Below are 20,357 nucleotides of genomic sequence, written 5' to 3' on the forward strand. Positions count from 1 at the left end.
GGTCTCAATCCCTCAGACTTTCCTCGCGCAGCCCGTCGGCCAGCAGGTTCAGGCCCAATACCAGCGACATCAGCGCGATGGCCGGCGCCAGCGCGGCATGGGGATAGGCGGTCAGAAGCCGTCGCCCCTCGTTTATGGTCGAGCCCCAGTCCGGGCTCTCGGGCGAGACGCCGAGGCCGAAGAAGCCAAGCGTCCCCAGAAGGATCGTCGTATAGCCGATGCGCAGGCAGAAATCGACGATCAGCGGGCCGCGGGCATTGGGCAGGATCTCCCACAGCATGATATAGGCGCTGCTTTCCCCCCGGGTCTGGGCGGCGGCGACATAGTCGCGGTTGCGGATATCCATGGTAATCCCGCGCACGATGCGGAAGACCGTGGGCGCATTGACGAAGACGACCGCGATGAACACGTTCAGAAGGTTCGGCGGCATCCGCCAGACGCCAAGCGGATCGGCATTGAACGCGAGCCCCAGATAGGCCCAGATCCCCAGCACGCCCAGCACCGCCAGCCAGCCCCATTTCTTGCCGGGCTGGGTGACGAAGCGGGTCTGGATCATCAGCCCGATCAGAACCAGTGGAATGGCGAACAGCACGGCGGCCATGATGTTCGGAATGCCGGTGGCGCGGATCTCGGGCGTGACCAGCAGGAAGAACAGCAGGATCACCGGGAAGGCCAGCACCAGGTTGGCGAGGAAAGACAGAAGGTCATCCCACCAGCCGCCGATATAGCCCGCCGGCAGGCCGAGGCAGATGCCCACCGCATAGGCGATCAGCGCGGCTGCCGGGGCGATCTTCAGCACATCCCGCGCGCCCATGATCATCCGCGAGAAGACGTCGCGCGCCAGTGAATCGCCGCCGAGCAGGTAATAGGGATAGCCCCCCTCCTGCCCCGTCGGCGTGCCCGGCACGGCGTTCTTCATCCCCGACAACTGCGTCAAGGGATCATGCGTGGCGATCTGCGGCGCGAAGACGGCGACCAGCAGCCAGAACAGCACCAGCGCGAAGCCGACCATGCCGATATTGGAATCAAACAGCTTGCCGTAAAGCCCCAGCCGCCGCTTGAAGGTGATCGACAGGGCAAAGACCAGTGCCATACCCAGCCAGACGGGCCACAGCACAGCCGCCATCCGCCCGATGATCGAGAACCAGCCGATTTCCTCCATCACGAGATCCTTATGCGGGGGTTCAGCCAGGCATAGCCGAGATCGCTGATCAGCTGGGTGATCAGCACCAGCACCACGGCAACGACCGAGCAGGCCAGCAAGAGTTCGATGTCATTGTTTCCCGCCGCCTCGACCAGCGTCCAGCCAAAGCCGGGATAGCTGAACAGCACCTCGACGATGACCACGCCGTTCAGGAGCCAGGGGAATTGCAGCATGATGACGGTGAAGGGCGCGATCAGCGCGTTCCGCAGCGCATGTTTCATCACCACCTGCCGGAAGGGCACACCCTTCAGCCGCGCAGTGCGAATATATTGCTGGGTCATCACCTCGGTCATCGAGGCGCGGGTCATCCGGGCGATATAGCCCATGCCATAAAGCGCCACGGTCATCACCGGCAGGGTGAAGTTCCAGAAATTCGCGTCATCCACGGCAGACCGGGCATTCCCTTGGAACAGCACCGGGGTCGAGATCAGCCCCCAGTCCTTCAGCAGGGGCGACAGTCCCACCTGCGAACTGGCCAGCGCCGCAACCAGCAGCACCCCCAGCACGTATTCCGGGGTAGATGTCGAGGCGATGGCGAAGGTCGACAGCGTCCGGTCGGTGCGCGAGCCCTCGCGCATCCCGGCGACGACACCCAGCAGAAGGGCCGAGGGCACCATGACCACCATGACCCAGAACATCAGCTTGCCGGTCGCCGCCAGCCGGTCCGCGATGATTTCCGAAACGGGCGCCTTGAAGCGCGTGGACCAGCCCCATTCGCCCTGCAGGATGCCGCAATAGCTTGGGGCATTGGCCTTGTCCTCGGCCTGGTCGACACAGCGGCCGCGCGGATTGCCGTTGCTGTCCTCGCCGGTCCAGCCGGGCACCACGCCCAGCCATTCGCCATAGCGGGTCAGCATCGGCCGGTCATAGCCATTGCCGGCCAGCCAACTGGTCACCTCGGCATCCGACATCCGGGCGGAACCCTGCCCCTTGGCCAGCTTTTCCAGGTTGGGTTGCAGGTTGGTCAGGGCGAAGACCACGAAGGTCAATACCAGCGCCGAGGCTATGATGGTCAGCAGTCGGCGGATCACGAAGCGCAGCACGGCATATCCCTCCGAACAGGAAAGCGGCGGCCCCTTGCAGGGCCGCCGATACAGGGCTTACTCGGGGGCGACCCAGTAATACTGGTAACGCACCTCGAAGGTCGGGTGGATCGCCGCGCCGCCGATATTGGGCTTGGCGTGGCGATAGGTGTTGCGCCAGAAGGGCAGGATCACCACGCCATCATCGCGCATCATCTGCTCGGCCTGACCCATGATCGCCTTGCGCGCCTCGACATCGGGCGTCGCCATGGCCTGATCCAGAAGCGCGTCGAATTCCGGCTTGCGATAGGCGGATTCGTTCCAGGCGGCGCCGCTGTGATAGGCCAGCTTCATCACCTGCACGCCAAGCGGACGCATGTTCCACTCGGTCGCGCTGAAGGGGAATTTCAGCCAGTCGTTCCAATAGGTCGCGCCGGGCAGGATCTTGCGCTCGATGGTAAAGCCCGCCTCGCGCAGCTGCGCGGCGATGGCGTCGCAGGTTGCCGCCTGATAATCCTCGTCCAGCGACACCAGTTCGATCGCCGGGGCGCCTGCGGCGTCATAGGCCGCCTTGGCCGCCGCCGGATCAAGGGGCGCCGGGCCGATATCGGCATATTCGGGATGGATCGGGCAGACATGGTGGTTCGCGCCCGCCGTGCCCTGACCGTCATAGCCCAGTTCCAGCACCTTGTTATTGTCCACCGCCATCTGCACGGCCTTGCGGACCTCGGGATTGGTGAAGGGTTCCTGCTCCTGGTTGAAGCGCACGGCCAGCGTGTTCGCCGTCAGCGCCTCGGACTTGACCCAGCCGATGCCGTCGAACAGATCGACGAAATCGCCGATGGTGTTATAGTCCAGATCGATCTCGCCGCCCTCGGCTGCGGCCAGCCAGGCCGCCGGATCGGTGCCCAGATCGACGAATTCGATCTGGTCCAGATAGGCGCCCTTGCCCTCGTTCCACCATTTGTGGTCCGGGTTCCGTTCGATCACCGCGCCGACGCCCGCCTCGTGGCTGACCGGGCGATAGGGGCCGGTGCCGATCGGCTCGGCCACCGGGTCGCTGCCGGTGAAGGACGGGTGGGTGACCGCCGCCGGGTAGTCGGCACAGCCGACGATGATGGTGATATCGGGCGCCGACAGCTTCAGCTTCAGCGTCATGTCATCGACGACTTCGACCGCATCGGCGCGCATCTTGTTGGTCGCCGGGTCAACCATGGTCGAGAAGCGCGAGGCCATCGAGTTGCCCTCGACCGTGCCGTCGCACCAACGCTCGATATTGTGCCGAATGTGATCGGCGACGAAGGCATCGCCGTTGTTCCAGGTCACGCCCGGGCGAACATGCAGCGTGTATTCGGTGGCATCCTCGTTCACGTCCCAGCTTTCCAGCAGCACCGGCAGGACCGAACCGTCGTTTTCATAGCTGGCAAGGTATTCAAGCCAGCCGCGGCAGACATTGGCGTGTTCAGACCAGTCCCAGGTGCGGGGGTCCTTCTGCGCCTTGATATACATCTGCATCTTGATGCTGCCGCCGGTGACCGGATCGCCGGCCGGCTGCGCCTTGGCGGGCGCGGTCAGGCCGATCATCCCGTAGGCGGCGGTGGCGGTGACGCCAAGCGCGGTGGCGCGCGTCAGGAACTCGCGCCGGCTCAGCTGGCCGGCCTTCGCCTCTGCCGCGTACATCCACGCCTTGGGATGCAGGGACGGGAACTTGATGTCTTTGGGCATGTCGTCTTGTCCTCCGGTTGATATGCTGGCGGCTTCGCGGCCGCGCTGTTGTTAGCCCTAGCGTAGCAGCAAGTTTTCTGGATGCGAGGCAAAAAACCGGCGCAACATTGGCGATTTACGCCCGCATCCGGTCACCTGCCGGATCGAAGGGCGGCTCGTGGGCGATGCGGGCGGAATAGCGCCGACCCAGAATCTCGACCTCGAATTCAGGCTCCTGCCCGGCCTCGGCCAGCGCCGCGGGCAGATAGCCCTGCGCCATCGAGGCCCCGACCCCATGGGCATAACCACCCGAGGTCACCCAGCCCGCCACCGACCAGTCGCCATCGGTCTGGATCTGCACCCGCGCGGTCTCGCGCCCCTCGGCGTCAAAGCGCGGCGCCCCGAAATCATGCGGCGGGGTGATCGCGCCCGAGGGCGCCGGGATGCGCGCCCAGATCGGCTCGTCGCCCAGCACATCGGCGGTCTCGGCCTCGACGATCAGCGACACCCGTTTGAGCTTCGGCCCCTCGGCCTTTTCCCGCGCCGCCGCGTCTCGACCAATGAAATCCTTGTCCAGCCTGACAAACCGCTCCATCCCGGCCTCGTAGGGGCCATAGATCGGGCGCAGTTCCGCGAACCATGTCGGAAAGTTCTTCTCGAGCCGCATGGACAACAGCGCCCGCATGCCGAAATCGACCAGCCCCAGATCCGCCCCGGCCTCGTGGATTGCCAGGTAGACCCGGCGCTGGAAGGCCGGGCGCATCCAGATCTCGTAGCCCAGATCGCCGGTATAGGTGATGCGGTTCACCAGGCAGGGCGAGCCGGCAATGTCCATCTCGCGGAAATCCATGAAGCGGAAACCGGCATTGCTGACATCGGCATCGGTCAGGCGTTGCACCAGTTCGCGCGATTTCGGGCCGGCGATGGAAAGCCCCACGAGATCGGTGCCAAAGCGGTGCAGTCGCACCGAGCCGTCGCCCGGCAAATGGCTCTCGAACCAGCGCATGTGATACTTGCTGGCGGCGATGCTGCCCCAGATCAGGAAGCGCTCGGGCGCGGCGCGGGCAATGGTGAAATCGCCGATCAGCTTGCCCTCGGGGTTCAGCATCGGCGTCAGCACCAGCCGCCCCTGCTTCGGCATGTGATTGGTCATCAACCGGTCAAGGAAGGCCTCGGCCCCCGGCCCCGTCACCTCGTACTTGGCGAAGTTCGAGATCTCGGTGACGCCCACCCCCTCGCGCACCGCCCTGACCTCGGCACCGACATGGGCGAAATCGTTCGAGCGGTGGAACATCGGCACGTCATGCGCCTCATCCGCCGAGGGCGCGAACCACAGGGGCGCCTCCAGCCCCCAGTTGTCGCCCATGACCGCATGCTTGTCGCGGGTCAGGATGTCATAGATCGGCGTGGTTTCCTGCGGCCGGGCGGCGGGCAGCTCCTCGTTCGGGAAACGGATCGAGAAGCGGCGCGAATAATTCTCGCGCACCTTGGCATTGGTATGGCGCAGCGTCGCCCATTCGCCGTAACGCGCCACGTCCATGGCAAAGACATCATGCCCCGGATCGCCCGTGGTCATCCAGTTCGCCAGCACCAGCCCGACGCCGCCGCCTTGGCTGAAGCCCGCCATCACCGCGCAGGCCGACCAGAAATTCGTCAGCCCCGGCACCGGCCCGACCAGCGGGTTGCCGTCGGGCGCGAAGGTGAAGGGGCCGTTGATGACCGTCTTGATCCCGGCGCGCTCATAGGGCGGGAAATGCCGGAAGCCCACTTCCAGCGAAGGGGCGATGCGGTCCAGATCGGGTTCCAGCAGTTCATGACCGAAATCCCAGGGCGTCGTCACCGGCGACCAGGGCTTCGCCGCCTTCTCATAGGTGCCCAGCAGGATACCGTTGCGCTCTTGCCGGGTGTAGATCTCGCCCTTGAAGTCGATGACACCGACCAACTCGCGCCCGGTCCTAGCGTTGAATTCCATGACCTCGGGCATGTCCTCGGTCAGGAGATACATATGCTCCATCGCCAGCACCGGCAGTTCCAGCCCGACCATGCGCCCGATCTCGCGCGCCCAGAGACCGCCGGCATTCACCACATGCTCGGCCCGGATGGTGCCGTTCTGGGTGATGACATTCCAGGTCCCGTCGGCGTCCTGCGTCAGCTCCTTGACCGGGTTCCTCAACTCGATCTGCGCGCCAAGCGCGCGGGCCGCCTTGGCATAGGCATGGGTGGTGCCCGAGGGGTCCAGATGCCCCTCGACCGGATCCCACAAGGCGCCCACGAATTGCGTCTCGTCCATCAGCGGGAACATCGCCTTGGCCTCGCTGGGGGTGATCAGCTCGGTCTCCATCCCCAGCACCCGGCCGCGCGCATGGGTCATGCGCAGCCAGTCCATGCGTTCCTCGCTGTCGGCCATCATCACGCCGCCGGTCAAATGCAGCCCGCAGGCCTGACCGGAAAGTTTTTCCAGCTCGTCATAAAGCCCGACCGTATAGGCTTGCAGCTTCGCCACGTTCGGATCGCCGTTCAGCGTATGAAACCCGCCTGCCGCGTGCCAGCTTGACCCCGAGGTCAGTTCCGAGCGCTCGATCAGCAGGCTGTCGGTCCAGCCCGCCTTGGCCAGATGGAACAGCACCGAACAGCCGACGACTCCGCCGCCGATCACCACCACACGAACGTTCCTGTCACTCATCCGATCACCGAGAAGCTGGAATTGGGGTTGACCTCGCGCTTGCGCGAATAGGTGCCAAGATCGATCACCCGATCGATCCGCGCGAGATGGAATTGCAGCGGGTCTGCATCATGGTCATGGCCCGCCTCGCAGGAGGTCACGATATGGGCCATGATCTTGCCCGCCACCGGGGCATTCTTGAACTGGTTCCCGCTGGTGCCGCAGGCCATGTAGAAGCCCGGCAGGTCCGAACGGTCATAGATCGGCAACCAGTCGTCGCTCACGTCATACAGGGCGACAATGCCCTTGGCATGTCCGGGGATCGGCAATTCGGGAAAGCGCTGCGCCGTACGCATCACATTCACCGTCCACTGATCGGTGAAATCCTGCGTCAGACTGTCGGGATCATCCACCCATTCGCGCGGATCGCATTGCGGATCACCCGAGCCGATGCAGATGATGCCGGGACTGTCCGGGCGGGCGTAGGTCTCGGTATCGCCATCGGAATAGATATAGCCATTCGTGCCGAAGTCGAAATTCCGCGGCCCGGGGATATAGGCCACCTCCTGCCGGTTCGCCCGGGTCGATATGTTCATGCCCCGCGTCACCCCTGCGAGTTCGTTCAGCTTGGATGACCACGGCCCACCGGCATTGATCACCACCGGCGCATCGATCTGCCGCCCGTCCGCCAGCGTGACGCCGGCCACCCGGCCGCCCTCCTGCCGGATCTCGGCCACGGCGGCGCGGAACAGGAAGCGCGCGCCTTGCGCCTCGGCCGCCTGCTTCAGGTTCTCGGCCGCCAGTTTCGGATCGTTGACGAAGCCGCCCTGCGGAAAGAACACCGCCCCCGCGATCTCGCCCCCGGTCGGCTCGCAGAAGCCATCCTCCTCGGGGCGTTTCGGCGGGTAATAGGCGCGCAGATCGACGCCGGGCAGGTAATCGGCGATGCGTTCGGTCGGCACCTCCTGATAGGGGCAGCCGATATGGTCCATCATCCGCATGACATGGACCAGATCCTTGTTGGCCGGCCCTTTCACCACCAGGCAGCCGGTCTCGTTGTAACGGATCAACGGTACGCCCTCGGGCAGGTTCACATGCGCGGCCCAGTCCCGCCAGTAATGCCAGCCCTCATAGGCCAGCGCGCAGGAGGCCTCGACCGAGTAATAGGTGCGGATGATGGCGCTCGAGGAGGAGGTCGAACCCGACCCCGCATCCGGCCCCTTGTCCAAGGACAGCGTGCGCCAGCCCAGCTTGGCGAGTTCGAAGGCGATGGCATTGCCGATGACCCCGGCACCGATGATGATGGCGTCATACCGCTCAGACATGCGCCGGCTCCTGCGCAGGATATTGGTTCATCGCCAGCAGCGCCGCGCGCAGCGCCCGCGCAAGCTCCGGCGGGGTGTCTATGCCGGTGGTGAAGAAGATGCCGGGGCGCGGTGCGGTCCAGCCGACCACCACAAGATCGCGCGCCGCCGGCTCGTAGGCCTGCGCCAGTTCCCAGCTAAGGCAGTCGATTGCGGCGATGTCGGCCTGCCCCGTGGCCACCATGCGGATCGATTCCCGATGCGCGCCGGTCCACAGCACCTCCTCCGCCGACAGCGCCGCATCCTCAGCGATGCCCAGCCAGCCCGAGCGGCTGTCGGGCTGGTTCGCCGCCCATTTCAGCCCCTCGATCCCTTGGGGCAGCACCGCCCCCGCCGCCGGCTGCGCCACCTCGCCCTGACGCATCACCAGTGCCGAGCGATAATTGATCCCCTCGCCGCCAAGGACGCCGTCGTAATTCCGCTGCGCCAGGATCTGCTGAACCGTGCACATGCCCAGATCGACCGTGCCCCAGCAGCATTCGGTCATCACTGTCGCCGGATCGCGCCAGATCGCCAGCAGATCCTCCATCTCGACCGGGTGCGACAGTTCGGGCAAGCCGGCGACGCGGTCGCGGAGCCCCTGCCAGAAGGCGTTTGTGCGGTCACGGACCTCGGGCCAGTCATACATGGGCAGGGCGGCGCGTCCGGTCATGGCAGTCTCTCACGATAAAGAACGGGATGCTCGACGGGCTCTTTCCGGTGCAGGGCATGGGCGCGGAACAGCGCCCAGTAATTGGGATAGACATAGCCCTGATTGATCGCCAGCCATTCCAGCCGCTGCTCGTGATAGAGATGCGGAAGCCGGTACCAGGGCGCACCGGGCAGCTTGTGATGGACGATGTGCAGGTTGTTGTTCAGGAACAGCAGCGACAGCGGCGAGCGTTCGACGATGATGGTGCGGCCCTCGGGCGTTTCGTGCCAGCGATGTTCGGCAAAGGTGCGGATCGAGATCAGCGCGAGGCTGCCCCAGACCACGGCCACGAGATAAAGCCAGACCGGGATGCCCCACCAGACCAGCGCGGCGATCACCGGCAGGCAGCCCAGCAGGTTCAGCAGCCAAGCAAGCCGGATGCCCGGCGCATTCCGCCAGATCCCCCGGACCTCGCCCGCCAGAAAGCCCGCGCCCCCCAGCACCGGCCCCAGCACCATCCGCCCGACCAGCGTGTTGTTCGCCTGCAGCACCGCGCGCAGCCAGCCCGGCATCTGCCGGTAACGCCACGCCGCCTTGTAATAGCTTTCGGGGTCCTCGAAGGGATCGGTCAGCCTTGCGTCGTGATGGTGGCGCAGATGCGTCTCGCGGTAGCGGCGATAGGGATAGACGAGACCGGGATTGACCGCCACCAGCACCTCGTTCAGCCAACGCTTCCGGGTCGGATGGCCGTGCAGGTTCTCATGGACCAGCGAGGAATGCAGCGCCGTGGTCAGTGTCATCAGCACCAGCGCAAGGACCGGAGAGGCCGGCCACAGCATCGCGCCGGCGGCAATCCACAGCCCATAAGTGACGACGGTCAGGGCGACCGTCGGCCATTCGACTTTCATCGCGACTCCCTGAAGGATCAGATGAGTGTGCGAAGTGCAGCCCTGTGCCGCAAGAAGATTATCGTAACAAAAGACGTGATTTGTTTCCTGAAGTCACAGTATGATGAACCAATTCACCAGCGGGGCAGCATGGACAAGCGCGACACTTCGGAAATCTTCCGCCAGCGTCTCCTGCAACTGCAGGCGCAGGACGGGCTGTCGCAATCGGCTTTCGCCACCCGCATCGGCATCGACCGTTCGGCCCTGTCACAGCTTCTGTCAGGCCGCGAGGTGCGGTTGCCGCGTGCCGAGACGCTGGTGGCACTGTCGGCAGGCTTCAATGTCTCGACCGACTGGCTGCTGGGCCTTGCCGCCGATCCGGCCATCGCAACCGAAACCACCGACCGGATGGAGGTCCAACCCAGCGACGGCCATGCCGATCCGGCGCTGATCCAGCAATGGCACCAGGAAACGCTCGGCCAAAAGGTGCGCTCGGTCCCCTCGCGCCTGCCCGCCATGCTGCGCACTGCCGATGTCATCGCCTTCGAGACCGCCGGCGCGCCCGACGCCCGTGAAAGGGCCGAGGCGCTGACCGCCCTACAACTGGGCCATGTCCGGCAGGCGGAATCCGATCTGGAGATGTGCCTTTCGGTCCAGCGGATGCAGGAATTCGCCGTGGGCGCGGGCCTTTGGCGCGGGCTCAGCCGCGACCAGCGACGGGCTCAGCTGACGCATATGGCCGATATCCTCGACGAGCTCTATCCCAGCTTTCGGCTCTATCTCTATGACGGGCTTCGGGGCTTCCTGCTGCCGCAGCTGCTGTTCGGCTACCAGCGCGCGGCGATCTTTGCCGGTGACATCTACCTGATGATCCGCGCCCGCCAGACCATCCGCGACCTGGTCCACGGCTTTGACGGGCAGGTGCGCGCCGCCACGGTTCAGGCGCATGAGGTCGGGGACTTTCTGCGCAAACTGTGACTTTGGTCAACAATGGTGTTCCAACTTACCCGATTGCGCGAAAGCCGGCACAGGCCGATCATCGCGCCATCAGATCAGGACGGCCGCCGATGAACGAGACCTCCCATGCCCGCCGTGGCCGCCGCGCTCCGCGTCAGGCCGGTGCACTCGAGCAGATGCCCTGGCGCATTCCGCTGAACACCGACGCGCCGACCGAACCCATCGGACCCGACGGAGTAGAGGCGATCCATCGCGGGGTGATGGCGATCCTGCGCGATATCGGCATCGAATTCCTGAACGACGAGGCGCTGGCCCTGTTCCGGCAGGCCGGCTGCAAGGTCGAGGGCCAGAACGTCCGCATGGACGAGGATTTCGTGATGGAGATGCTGGACCGGGCGCCCGGACCCTTCCCCATCACCCCGCGCAATCCCGACCGCCAGATCATCATCGGCGGCAAGCATATCGTTTTCGTCAATGTCAGCTCGCCGCCGAACAGCTGGGACATGATCCGGGGCAAGCGCTCGGGCGATTTCGACACCTTCCGCGACTTCATGAAGCTGACGCAGTATTTCAACTGCATCCATGTCGCCGGCGGCTATCCGGTGGAACCGATCGACATCCACCCCTCGGTCCGCCATCTCGATTGCCTCTACGAAAAGCTGACGCTGACCGACAAGGTGGTCCATGCCTATTCGCTGGGGCGCGAGCGGGTCGAGGATGTGATGGAGATGGTGCGCATCGCCGGTGGCCTGTCCGACGAGGCTTTTCGCGACACCCCGCGCATGTATACGAACATCAACTCGGTCAGCCCGCTGAAGCATGACTTCCCGATGATCGACGGCGCGCTGCGCTGCGCCCGTGCCGGGCAGGCGGTGATCGTCACCCCCTTCACGCTGGCGGGTGCCATGGCGCCGGTGACGCTGGCGGGTGCGGTGGCCCTGTCCTTGGCCGAGGGGCTGTCGGCGATCGCGCTTCTGCAATATGCGGCGCCCGGCTGTCCGGTGGGTTTCGGCACCTTCACCTCGAATGTCGACATGAAATCCGGCGCGCCGGCCTTTGGCACGCCGGAATACATGCGCGCCACCCAGATCAGCGGCCAGATGGCGCGCTTCTATGGCCTGCCCCTGCGCTCCTCGGGCACCTGCACCTCCAATATCCCCGATGCACAGGCGATGTGGGAAACCTCGAATTCGCTTTGGGCGGCGGTGCAATCTGGCTCGAACCTCGTCTATCACGCGGCCGGCTGGCTCGAGGGCGGGCTGATCGCCAGCCCCGAGAAATTCGTGCTGGATTGCGAGGTGCTGCAGATGATCCAGCGCTATATGGAGCCGCCGCTGTGGCAGACCGCGCCCGAGGATATCGCGCTGGATGCCATCGCCGAGGTCGGGCCGAACGGCCATTACTTCGGCTGCGCCCATACACAGGAACGCTATACCAAGGCCTTCTATTCGCCCATCGCCTCGGACTGGCGCAATTACGAGGCCTGGGAACTGGCCGGGGCCGAGGACAGCATTGCCCGCGGCCATCGCATTTCCCGCGAGATCATCGAGAATTTCACCCCGCCTCCGATGGATGAGGGGATCCGCGAGGAACTGTCGGATTTCGTCGCCAGGCGGAAGGCCGAGGGCGGCGCGCCCACGGATTTCTGAGCCAGCGTGCAAGGCGACTGGGATCACATCATCGTCGGCGCCGGCTCGTCCGGCTCGGTGCTGGCCGCGCGTCTGGCCGAGGCCGGGCGGCGGGTGCTGCTGATCGAGGCCGGGGGCAGCGACCGGCGGCTGTTCGTTGAGATGCCGCTTGGCTATGGCAAGCTGTTCATGGACCCCGGCGTCAACTGGAATTACGCCGCCGAGCCCGATCCGGGGCTGAACGGTATCCGCGACCACTGGCCGCGCGGGAAGGTGCTGGGCGGGTCATCCTCGATCAACGCCATGGTCTGGATCCGCGGCCATCCCGGCGATTACGACGATTGGGCGGCGGCGGGGGCGACCGGCTGGGGCTGGTCGGATGTCCTTCCGGCCTTCCGCGCGCTGGAGGATAACGAGGCTGGCGCGGATGACTGGCGCGGCACCGGCGGCCCCTTGCACATCGCCGCCTGCCGTGACGGGATGCACCCGCTGACCCGGGCCTTTCTGGCGGCGGCCGGTCAGGCCGGGCTGCCGCAGAACCCCGATTTCAATGGTCGCGCGATGGAAGGGGTCGGCCCCTATCAGCAGACGGTCAAGGGCGGGCGCCGGAACAGCGCGGCCCGCGCCTTTCTGCGCCCGGCGCTGAAACACCGGGGGCTGAAGGTGACGACCGGCGCGCAGGTCACGCGGGTGGTCTTCGAGGGGTCGCGGGCGGTCGGGGTGGAATACCGGCAGGGCGGCGCGCTGCATCAGGCACGCGGCGGCGAGGTGATCCTGTCGGGCGGGGCGATCAACACGCCGCAACTGCTGATGCTCTCGGGCATCGGGCCGGGGGCGGCGCTGCGGGCGATGGGCCTGCCGGTGCGCGTGGAGAATGCCAATGTCGGCGCGCATCTGAGCGATCATCAGGGCATCAACTATACCTGGCGCGCGACGATCCCCAGCCTGAACGACTTGTTGCGCCCGTGGTGGGGCAAGCTGCGGGTGGGGGCCGAATGGCTGGCGCTGCGGCGGGGGGTGCTGGCGCGCTCGATCAACCATGCGGGCGGGTTCTTTCGCACCGATCCGGGTCAGGCGCGGCCGAATATGCAGCTGTATTTCCAGGCCTTCTCGACGCTGTTGCCGCGCGCGGGCGAGCGGCCGATCCTGTCGCCGGACCCGTTCTCGGGCTTTTCCATCGGTCTGTCGAACTGCCGCCCCCGTTCGCGGGGTGCGATCACGCTCGCCTCGCCTGATCCCTTGGCCGCGCCCCGCATCACCGCCAATGCCTATTCCCATGCCGAGGACGTGGCCGAGATGCTGGCGGCGGTGAAGTTCCTGCGGGTCATCGCCGCGCAACCCGCCATGCGTGCGCTGATCGCCGAGGAATTGCGGCCCGGTCCAGAAAAGCAGGACGACGACGCGCTGATCGACGACCTGCGCTCGCGCTCGGGGACCGTCTATCACCCCAGTTGCACTGCGCGGATGGGCGGCGATCCGGTCTTGTCGGTGCTGGATGCGCAATTGCGGGTGCGCGGGGTCGAGGGGCTTCGCGTCTGCGATGCCTCGGCCTTCCCCAGCCTGCCCGGCGGCAATACCAACGCCCCGGCCATCCTGATGGGCTGGCGGGGCGCGGACATTGTGCTGGACCGAGTATAGACCTTAGCGTTCGCCGGTGGCTCGCACCGAGTCGCGGTCGAGGCAGCGCGCCACCCAGTCCCTGATCGCCGGTGTCGAGGGCAGCTGGTCGCCGAACCACGCGAAAGGTCCGGCGCAAAGCAGGTCGGCGGCGCTGTAGTCGTCGCCCAACAGATACGGCTGCTGCGACAGCACCTCGTCCAGCCGCTGGATGGCGGTGTCATAGTCGCGCAGGCTCGCCTTGATTGCCGGATGATCCACCTCTGCCCAACTGAGGATCGCCACCGGCTCGAACACGCCCTGATACCAGGTCAGCCACGAGAGATAGCGCCCGCGCTTGGGATCGCCGACCGGGCGGCCGAGACCGGCAGCGGGAAAGCGGTCGGTCAAGTAGAGGACGATCGCCGCCCGTTCGCGCACGAAATCCTCGTCCTCCACCAGATAGGGCACCTTGCCTTCCGGATGCGGGTTCGCCGGATCGCGCCCGCCCGAGCCGTCCTGACGCGGGATCGTGACCTCGACCGTCTTGATCTCATCGCCCGCGCCCAGCTCGTGGATCAGCTGCCGGATGCTGGTCGAGCGGCTGTTCGGGGCGTGATAAAATGTCAGCATGGCTTGTCTCCTTCGCCTTTGATGCGCATGGTCTAGCCCGGTTCTGCTGACAGAAGGTGACAGGATGGCCCGGACCGACCGGCTGATGCGGCTGATGGACACCATGCGCCGCCTGCCCGCCCCGGTGACCGCCGCGCGGCTGGCCGAGGAAACCGGCGTCTCGCCGCGCCAGCTTTACCGCGACATCGCCACGCTGCGCGCGGGCGGCGCGCTGATCGATGGCGAGGCAGGGCTGGGTTATCGCCTGACCGAAGACCCGGCCTTGCCGCCGCAAAGTTTCTCGCGGCTCGAGATTGAAGCGCTGCATCTGGCGATGATGGCACTTGGCCGGATCGGCGATGACGATCTGACCGATGCCGGCGCTGCGGCGCTGGCGCGGATCATCGCCACCCTGCCCGAGCGCCAGTCACAGCAGGCGCTGCACGCGATCATGCACAGTTTCGCCCCCCAGCCCGACCGCGCGCCGCCGCAGGTCGATCTTGCGGCGATCCGCGAGGCCTGCTGGCAGGAACAGGCGATCGAGATCGACTATACCGACCTCAACGGCGCGACCAGCACGCGGGTGATCTGGCCGCTGGGGCTCAGCTATTCCGAACGCTCGCTGCTGGTTCTGGCGCATTGTCGACTGCGGATGGATTTCCGCATGTTCCATATCAACCGGATCACCGCGCTGCGGCAATCGGGCGAAAGCTTCCGGCCGCGGCGGGTGGCCTTACTGCGTGACTATCGCCAGGCCCGCCGCGAGGAATCGCATCTCACGCCGCCACAGGGGTAAAGATCGCCGTTGCCGGATCGACGCGATAGCGGTCCAGATGCCGGCCGGCATGGGCGGCCAGATCGGTGATGGCATCAAGGATCGCCTCGATCTCGGTCGCCGGGGCGGCCCAGCAGAGGTTCAGGCGGACGAATCCGGGTTTCTCGATTTCCTCGCCAGCCAAGATCGCGCTGCGCAACCGCTGCGATTCACCCTCACCGATGCCCAGCAGGCGATGGACATAGGGGCCGGCGCAGGCGCAGCCGCCGCGTGCCTGCACGCCGTAGAGGTCCGACAGCATCCGCGTCGCCAACTGCTGATGAATGAATCCGCCCTGCCCGTCGCCAATGCGGAAGGCGAGGATCGGCAGATGCGCGGCCTCAGGATTGCCCAGGAGATGCAGGTTCGGCACGGCGCGCAGCCGTTCGGCCCGGGCCAGCCAGTCGGCATGGCGGGCGTCGATGGCCGCCTGACCGATTGCATCCTTCAGCGCAAAGACCAGCGAGGCGCGGATATCGCCGACCACGTTCGGCGTCCCGGCCTCCTCGCGCGCCTCGACATTGAGCGCATAGTCATGGCCGCTGTCATTGACGAAGCGCACCGTGCCGCCACCGGGCAGCGTGGGCCGATCGGCCACCACCGATGCACGGCGCAGGATCATCACGCCCGAGGCGCCCGGTCCGCCGATGAACTTGTGCGGAGAGGCGACGACGGCATCCATGCCCAGCCCCATGTCGATCGGCAGATAGGGCGCGCCGCCGGCATAGTCCCAGACCGACAGCGCCCCGGCCTGTTTCAGAATGCGCGTCACCGCGGCAACATCGGTCAGCGTCCCGGTGACGTTCGAGGCCGCAGAGAACGAGCCGAGCACCGGCCCGTCAGCCGCCGCCAGCGCCGCTTGCAGCGCGCCCATGTCCGGCCCACCCGTCGCCGCCTCGGGGATCTCGATCACCCTTGCCCCGCTTTCGCGCCAGGGCAGGATGTTCGAATGATGCTCATAGGGCCCGATCAGCACGGTCCAGCCCGGCCCGACCCCGAAAAGATGCACCAGCCGGTTCAGCCCTGCCGTCGCGCCCGAGCCGGTGAAAACCACCGCATGATCCGCACCGCCGCCCACGCAGCGCAGGATCTCGGCCCGCGCGGCGCGGCGCAGACGGGTCATCATCCCGCCGCAATGGCTGGCCTCGGTATGGCTGTTGGCATACCAGGGCAGCACCTCTTCCATGATCGTGGTTTCGACCTGCCGCAGCGCCCGGCCCGAGGCGACGTAATCAGCATAGATCATCCGTTTCGGCCCGAACGGTCCCTCGATCACCGCATCGCGGCCGATGATACCGTGGTGCAGCATCTCGATGCCGCCCAGCCCCGCCCGAAACCGATCAAAGAATGTCATGCCGTCCTCGCTGATTTTCCGCATCATGACCCGTGGCGCGGCGATCAGATGTTCCTTTCTTTCGGATGATTTGTCATATTATCGATCAAATGAACGACAATTCTACTTCACTAGACGATATTGACCACCGCATCCTTGCCGCGCTGCAACAGGATGCCACTCTGTCGCAACGTGCGCTGGCCGAGCGCATCGGACTGTCGCAAAACGCCTGCTGGCGGCGGTTGCAGCGGCTGACCGAGGCCGGGGTTCTGCAAGGCAGCCGCGCGGTGATCGATGCGGGCCGCGTCGGCCTGCACCTGACCGTCTTCGTGATGATCCGCACCCGTCACCATGACGATGCCTGGGCGCGCAAGTTCCGCGCACGGGTCGAATCGATCCCCGAGATCACCGAGTTTCACCGCATCGGCGGCGAATGGGACTACATGGCGAAACTGGTGACGACCTCGATGGCAGGCTATGACCGTTGCTATAAGGCGCTGATCGCGGACATGGATCTGGAGCGCGTGACCGGGGTTTTCTCGATGGAAACCATCTTCGACGCCCGGCCCCTGCGCATCCCGCGTTGATTTTCACGAAATGTTCCGCATATTTCCCCTATGCGCGCCGACCAGATCCTGCGCCCCACGCCGGCGGGCCTCTATTGCCCGCAAGGGGATTTCTACATCGATCCGCTGCGGCCGGTGCCGCGCGCGCTGATCACGCATGGACATGGCGACCATGCGCGGGCCGGGCATGGGTCGGTGCTGGCGACGCGGCAGACGCTGGACATCATGGCGATCCGCTATGGCGATGATTTCGCCGGGCAGCGGCAGGCGGCCGAGGGCGCGATCCGCATCGGCGATGTGACCGTCAGCTTTCACCCGGCCGGCCATATCCTCGGCTCGGCCCAGATCGCCGTCATGCCCGACAAGGGGCCGAAGATCGTGGTTTCGGGCGATTACTGCCGCACCCCGAACCCAACCTGCGCCCCCTTCGAGCCGGTGGCCTGCGACATCTTCGTGACCGAGGCGACCTTTGGCCTGCCGGTCTTTCGCCATCCCGATCCGATGGACGAGATGGCCCGGCTGCGGGCCAGCATGGCGGAGTTTCCCGAGCGCCCGCATCTGATCGGCGCCTATGCACTTGGCAAGGCGCAGCGGGTCATCGCGCTGGCGCGGGCGGCGGGGATCGACGGGTCGATTGCCATCCACGGTGCGATGCAGCGTCTCTGTGATTATCATGTGGAACAGGGGATCGAACTTGGCCCGCTGGTCCCGGCGACGGCGGATCAGGTGGATGCGCAACTGGTCATCGCCCCGCCCTCGGCCTTCGCCAGCTCCTGGGTTCAGCGTTTCGCCGACCCGGTCATCGGCTTCGCCTCGGGCTGGATGGCGGTGCGCGCCCGTGCGCGGCAGCGGGGCGTCGAACTGCCGCTGGTCATCAGCGATCATGTCGACTGGCCGCAGGTGACGGCAACCATCCGCGAGCTTGCCCCCGAAGAGGTCTGGATCACCCACGGCACCGAGGACGGGCTGATGCGCTGGTGCGAGCTCGAGGGCTTTGCCGCCCGCCCGCTGCGGCTGGTGGGCTATGAGGACGAGCCGGAATGAGGGCTTTCGCGGCCCTGCTGGAACGGCTGGCCTTTACCCCGGCGCGGAATGCCAAGCTGCGGCTGCTGCGGCATTACCTCGAGGTCACGCCCGACCCGGATCGCGGCTATGCGCTGGCGGCGCTGACCGGCGATCTGAGCCTGCGCGCGGTGACGCCCAGCCTGTTGCGCGGTTTGGTGGCGGAACGGGTGGACGCCCAGCTTTTCGCCTTGAGTTACGATTTCGTCGGCGATCTGGCCGAGACGATCGCCCTGCTATGGGACAGCGACCGCGACGAGGATGTGCCGCTGCACGCGGCCGTGGACCTGTTGCAGGGCACCGGGAAAGCCGCCCTGCCCGCCGCCATCGCCGCCATGCTCGACCAGCTCGGGCCGTCGCAGCGTCTGGCCTTCCTGAAACTTGCCACCGGCAATATGCGCGTCGGCCTGTCGGCGCGGATGGCGCGGATGGCGCTGGCGCAGATGGGCGGGCCGGAGGTGGCCGAGATCGAGGAGATCTGGCACGGGTTGACCCCGCCCTATCAGCCGCTTTTCGACTGGATCGGCGGCGGGGTGCGCCCGGAACAGGCGGCGTTGGCGCCGTTCCGCCCGGTGATGCTGTCGACACCCATTGATCTGGATCAGCTTCGCGCGCTCGATCCCGGCGACTATCTGGCCGAATGGAAATGGGACGGCATCCGGGTGCAGGCGATCAATGACGGCGGCGTGCGGCGGCTGTTCTCGCGCACCGGCGAAGAGATCTCGGCCAGCTTTCCCGATGTGATCGCGGCGCTGAATTTCGATGGCGCGGCGGATGGCGAGCTCTTGGTGCGGCGCGGGGCCGAGGTCGCGCCCTTCGGCGACCTGCAGAAGCGCCTTGGCCGCAAGGCGGTCAGCAAGGCGATGCTGGCCAGCCACCCGGCGGGGTTGCGCCTCTATGACCTGATGATCTGGCAGGGACGCGACCTGCGCGACCTGCCGCTATCCGGGCGCAGGGCGGTGCTGGAAGGCGCGGATTTCGGCAGCGACTGCATCGACATCTCGCCCCGGCTGGACTTTGCCACATGGGACGATCTGGCGGCGCTGCGGGCCGCGCCGCCAGATGCGGTGATCGAGGGGGTGATGATCAAGCGCCGCGATTCTGCCTATGTCGGCGGGCGTCCGCGCGGGCCGTGGTTCAAGTGGAAGCGCGATCCGATGGTGGTCGATGCGGTGCTGCTTTACGCGCAACGCGGGCATGGCAAACGCTCGGGCTTTTACAGCGATTTCACCTTTGGCCTGTGGTCGGGCGATCAGTTGCTGCCGGTCGGCAAGGCCTATTTCGGCTTTACCGACGAGGAGCTGCGCGAACTTGACCGCTTCGTGCGCAATCACACCATCGACCGCTTCGGCCCGGTGCGAGCGCTTGAACCGAAACTGGTGCTGGAGGTAGCCTTCGAGGGCGTGAACGCCTCGACCCGCCACAAATCCGGCGTCGCCATGCGCTTTCCCCGGATCAGCCGCATCCGGTTGGACAAGCCGGCCGCCGAGGCCGACCGGCTGGAGACCCTGAAGGCGATGATCGGATGAGCCGGCGCCTTTTCCCGTCAGGGCCGGATGATCGCGGCGATGCGCGCGGCAATCGCCGCGCTGCCCTTGGCCGAGGGGTGGATGCGGTCGAGCGCGTGGTAGGAGGTGTCGCCGGGCGTCGGCACCAGGTCCAACAGCCTGAGGAAGACCATGCCCGGATCGCGGGCATCCAGCCGCGCAAGGCGGCGATCAAGCTCGTCCCCGATCGGGCCGCAATGCTCGATCGGCGAGGTAAAGCCGGGGCTGCGCAGGTAGCCGGTATGGATGACCTGCGCGCCATCTGCCCTGATCTGCGCCACCAGCATGGGGATTGCACCCTGCGTCGCATCGGCCGAGATCAGCGCGTCAAGCTGCGGCCCGCAACCCCTGCAACCACAGCCGAACAGCAGGTTGTTGCCGCCGCCATCCATCACCACCCAGTCCCAGTTTCCGCGCCGGTATTGCCGCGCGATGGTGGCGTGACTGCCCTGCGCCGCGGGCTTGCCACCGAGATCATGGACCGCACCCGAGACCGAATTGTCCTTGACCGGCTCGCCCAGCTCTGCCGCCAGCGCCTCGGCGACCGAGGCGCCGCGCAGGCGGTTCCAGGCCATCAGCGAATCGCCGATCACGAGGATGCGCGCCGGGCCCGTGCCGGCGCCGGGCGGGGCGGACATGCAGGCGGTCAGGGCCAGCAGGCACAGCAGCAGACGCCACGTCATCGCCGCAGAAAACTCCGTCAAATCAGACCTGTGGTCGTTCACCACCAGATTAGCATGGAGGCGAGAACCGCGACAGGGGCGCATG

At 66.2% G+C, this 20,357-nt stretch carries 17 protein-coding genes; 7 read left to right on the top strand and 10 right to left on the bottom strand.

All coding sequences use genetic code 11. The annotated features are described in order from the left end of the window. Positions 1-4: 4 nt before the first annotated feature. From CX676_RS11695 to CX676_RS11725, 7 genes are all read right to left on the bottom strand, one after another. On the bottom strand, positions 5-1,162 hold the full coding sequence (locus CX676_RS11695; RefSeq protein WP_101752773.1) for an ABC transporter permease: 1,158 nt from the start codon (positions 1,160-1,162) through the stop codon (positions 5-7). Further along, entirely contained in the window at positions 1,162-2,247 is a 1,086-nt protein-coding gene (locus CX676_RS11700) for an ABC transporter permease (protein ID WP_101752774.1), read from the bottom strand. The genes CX676_RS11695 and CX676_RS11700 overlap by 1 nt, the downstream gene beginning before the upstream one ends. Before the next feature lie 57 nt (positions 2,248-2,304). Next, positions 2,305-3,951 (bottom strand): ABC transporter substrate-binding protein, encoded by a 1,647-nt coding sequence (locus tag CX676_RS11705; RefSeq protein ID WP_232816433.1) that lies wholly within the window; start codon positions 3,949-3,951, stop codon positions 2,305-2,307. Between the two features lie 115 nt (positions 3,952-4,066). After that, a complete protein-coding gene (locus CX676_RS11710; RefSeq protein ID WP_101752775.1) occupies positions 4,067-6,613 on the bottom strand; it encodes a GcvT family protein in 2,547 nt (848 codons plus the stop codon). Further along, positions 6,610-7,917 (bottom strand): NAD(P)/FAD-dependent oxidoreductase, encoded by a 1,308-nt coding sequence (locus tag CX676_RS11715; protein WP_101752776.1) that lies wholly within the window; start codon positions 7,915-7,917, stop codon positions 6,610-6,612. Before CX676_RS11715 ends, CX676_RS11710 begins: the two co-directional genes overlap by 4 nt. Then, positions 7,910-8,608, bottom strand: a complete 699-nt coding sequence (locus tag CX676_RS11720; protein ID WP_198590183.1) for a phosphate/phosphite/phosphonate ABC transporter substrate-binding protein — start codon at positions 8,606-8,608, stop codon at positions 7,910-7,912. Before CX676_RS11720 ends, CX676_RS11715 begins: the two co-directional genes overlap by 8 nt. Further along, positions 8,605-9,495 carry a fatty acid desaturase gene (locus CX676_RS11725; RefSeq protein WP_198590184.1) on the bottom strand — a complete coding sequence of 297 codons (891 nt, stop codon included), beginning with the start codon at positions 9,493-9,495 and terminating at the stop codon, positions 8,605-8,607. The genes CX676_RS11720 and CX676_RS11725 overlap by 4 nt, the downstream gene beginning before the upstream one ends. A 129-nt stretch (positions 9,496-9,624) precedes the next feature. Here CX676_RS11725 and CX676_RS11730 point away from each other — a divergent pair, with 129 nt between their 5' ends. The 3 genes from CX676_RS11730 to CX676_RS11740 all read left to right on the top strand — a co-directional run bounded on the left by CX676_RS11730 (position 9,625) and on the right by CX676_RS11740 (position 13,697). Then, positions 9,625-10,452: a helix-turn-helix domain-containing protein gene (locus tag CX676_RS11730; RefSeq protein ID WP_157935908.1), complete on the top strand. Its 828-nt coding sequence runs from the start codon at positions 9,625-9,627 to the stop codon at positions 10,450-10,452. Positions 10,453-10,541: 89 nt separating this feature from the next. Further along, positions 10,542-12,080: a trimethylamine methyltransferase family protein gene (locus CX676_RS11735; RefSeq protein ID WP_101752779.1), complete on the top strand. Its 1,539-nt coding sequence runs from the start codon at positions 10,542-10,544 to the stop codon at positions 12,078-12,080. Between the two features lie 6 nt (positions 12,081-12,086). Beyond that, positions 12,087-13,697, top strand: a complete 1,611-nt coding sequence (locus tag CX676_RS11740) for a GMC family oxidoreductase (RefSeq protein ID WP_101752780.1) — start codon at positions 12,087-12,089, stop codon at positions 13,695-13,697. 3 nt (positions 13,698-13,700) lie between these two features. On the opposite strand, the gene CX676_RS11745 is transcribed toward CX676_RS11740, so the two are convergent. Continuing rightward, positions 13,701-14,288, bottom strand: coding sequence for a glutathione S-transferase family protein (locus CX676_RS11745; protein WP_101752781.1), 588 nt, complete (start codon positions 14,286-14,288; stop codon positions 13,701-13,703). Positions 14,289-14,352: 64 nt separating this feature from the next. Between CX676_RS11745 and CX676_RS11750 the strand changes: the two genes are divergently transcribed. Then, positions 14,353-15,063, top strand: a complete 711-nt coding sequence (locus CX676_RS11750; protein ID WP_101752782.1) for a helix-turn-helix transcriptional regulator — start codon at positions 14,353-14,355, stop codon at positions 15,061-15,063. Here the strand turns inward: CX676_RS11750 and CX676_RS11755 are convergent. Then, positions 15,044-16,435: an aminotransferase class V-fold PLP-dependent enzyme gene (locus CX676_RS11755; RefSeq protein ID WP_232816434.1), complete on the bottom strand. Its 1,392-nt coding sequence runs from the start codon at positions 16,433-16,435 to the stop codon at positions 15,044-15,046. The two genes, CX676_RS11750 and CX676_RS11755, sit on opposite strands and share 20 nt — an antisense overlap. An 89-nt stretch (positions 16,436-16,524) precedes the next feature. Here CX676_RS11755 and CX676_RS11760 point away from each other — a divergent pair, with 89 nt between their 5' ends. Genes CX676_RS11760 through CX676_RS11770 form a run of 3 tightly spaced genes read left to right on the top strand, consistent with a single transcriptional unit; the run spans position 16,525 to position 19,571 of the window. After that, positions 16,525-17,001: an Lrp/AsnC family transcriptional regulator gene (locus CX676_RS11760; RefSeq protein ID WP_101752784.1), complete on the top strand. Its 477-nt coding sequence runs from the start codon at positions 16,525-16,527 to the stop codon at positions 16,999-17,001. A 30-nt stretch (positions 17,002-17,031) separates the two neighbouring features. Further along, positions 17,032-18,024, top strand: a complete 993-nt coding sequence (locus CX676_RS11765; protein ID WP_101752785.1) for a ligase-associated DNA damage response exonuclease — start codon at positions 17,032-17,034, stop codon at positions 18,022-18,024. Beyond that, positions 18,021-19,571: a cisplatin damage response ATP-dependent DNA ligase gene (locus CX676_RS11770; RefSeq protein ID WP_101752786.1), complete on the top strand. Its 1,551-nt coding sequence runs from the start codon at positions 18,021-18,023 to the stop codon at positions 19,569-19,571. The genes CX676_RS11765 and CX676_RS11770 overlap by 4 nt, the downstream gene beginning before the upstream one ends. A gap of 17 nt (positions 19,572-19,588) precedes the next feature. On the opposite strand, the gene CX676_RS11775 is transcribed toward CX676_RS11770, so the two are convergent. Further along, positions 19,589-20,272 (bottom strand): SGNH/GDSL hydrolase family protein, encoded by a 684-nt coding sequence (locus CX676_RS11775; protein WP_101752787.1) that lies wholly within the window; start codon positions 20,270-20,272, stop codon positions 19,589-19,591. Positions 20,273-20,357 lie beyond the last annotated feature (85 nt).

Source organism: Paracoccus zhejiangensis (genome assembly GCF_002847445.1).
In the GTDB taxonomy this organism is placed as follows: Bacteria; Pseudomonadota; Alphaproteobacteria; order Rhodobacterales; family Rhodobacteraceae; genus Paracoccus; species Paracoccus zhejiangensis.

Coding starts and splice junctions, on each gene's coding strand:
- CX676_RS11695 (WP_101752773.1), bottom strand. CDS start 1,162: ATGGAGGAAATCGGCTGGTTCTCGATCATCGGGCGGATGGCGGCTGTG.
- CX676_RS11705 (WP_232816433.1), bottom strand. CDS start 3,951: ATGCCCAAAGACATCAAGTTCCCGTCCCTGCATCCCAAGGCGTGGATG.
- CX676_RS11710 (WP_101752775.1), bottom strand. CDS start 6,613: ATGAGTGACAGGAACGTTCGTGTGGTGGTGATCGGCGGCGGAGTCGTC.
- CX676_RS11715 (WP_101752776.1), bottom strand. CDS start 7,917: ATGTCTGAGCGGTATGACGCCATCATCATCGGTGCCGGGGTCATCGGC.
- CX676_RS11720 (WP_198590183.1), bottom strand. CDS start 8,608: ATGACCGGACGCGCCGCCCTGCCCATGTATGACTGGCCCGAGGTCCGT.
- CX676_RS11725 (WP_198590184.1), bottom strand. CDS start 9,495: ATGAAAGTCGAATGGCCGACGGTCGCCCTGACCGTCGTCACTTATGGG.
- CX676_RS11730 (WP_157935908.1), top strand. CDS start 9,625: ATGGACAAGCGCGACACTTCGGAAATCTTCCGCCAGCGTCTCCTGCAA.
- CX676_RS11735 (WP_101752779.1), top strand. CDS start 10,542: ATGAACGAGACCTCCCATGCCCGCCGTGGCCGCCGCGCTCCGCGTCAG.
- CX676_RS11745 (WP_101752781.1), bottom strand. CDS start 14,288: ATGCTGACATTTTATCACGCCCCGAACAGCCGCTCGACCAGCATCCGG.
- CX676_RS11750 (WP_101752782.1), top strand. CDS start 14,353: ATGGCCCGGACCGACCGGCTGATGCGGCTGATGGACACCATGCGCCGC.
- CX676_RS11755 (WP_232816434.1), bottom strand. CDS start 16,435: ATGACATTCTTTGATCGGTTTCGGGCGGGGCTGGGCGGCATCGAGATG.
- CX676_RS11760 (WP_101752784.1), top strand. CDS start 16,525: ATGAACGACAATTCTACTTCACTAGACGATATTGACCACCGCATCCTT.
- CX676_RS11765 (WP_101752785.1), top strand. CDS start 17,032: ATGCGCGCCGACCAGATCCTGCGCCCCACGCCGGCGGGCCTCTATTGC.
- CX676_RS11770 (WP_101752786.1), top strand. CDS start 18,021: ATGAGGGCTTTCGCGGCCCTGCTGGAACGGCTGGCCTTTACCCCGGCG.
- CX676_RS11775 (WP_101752787.1), bottom strand. CDS start 20,272: ATGACGTGGCGTCTGCTGCTGTGCCTGCTGGCCCTGACCGCCTGCATG.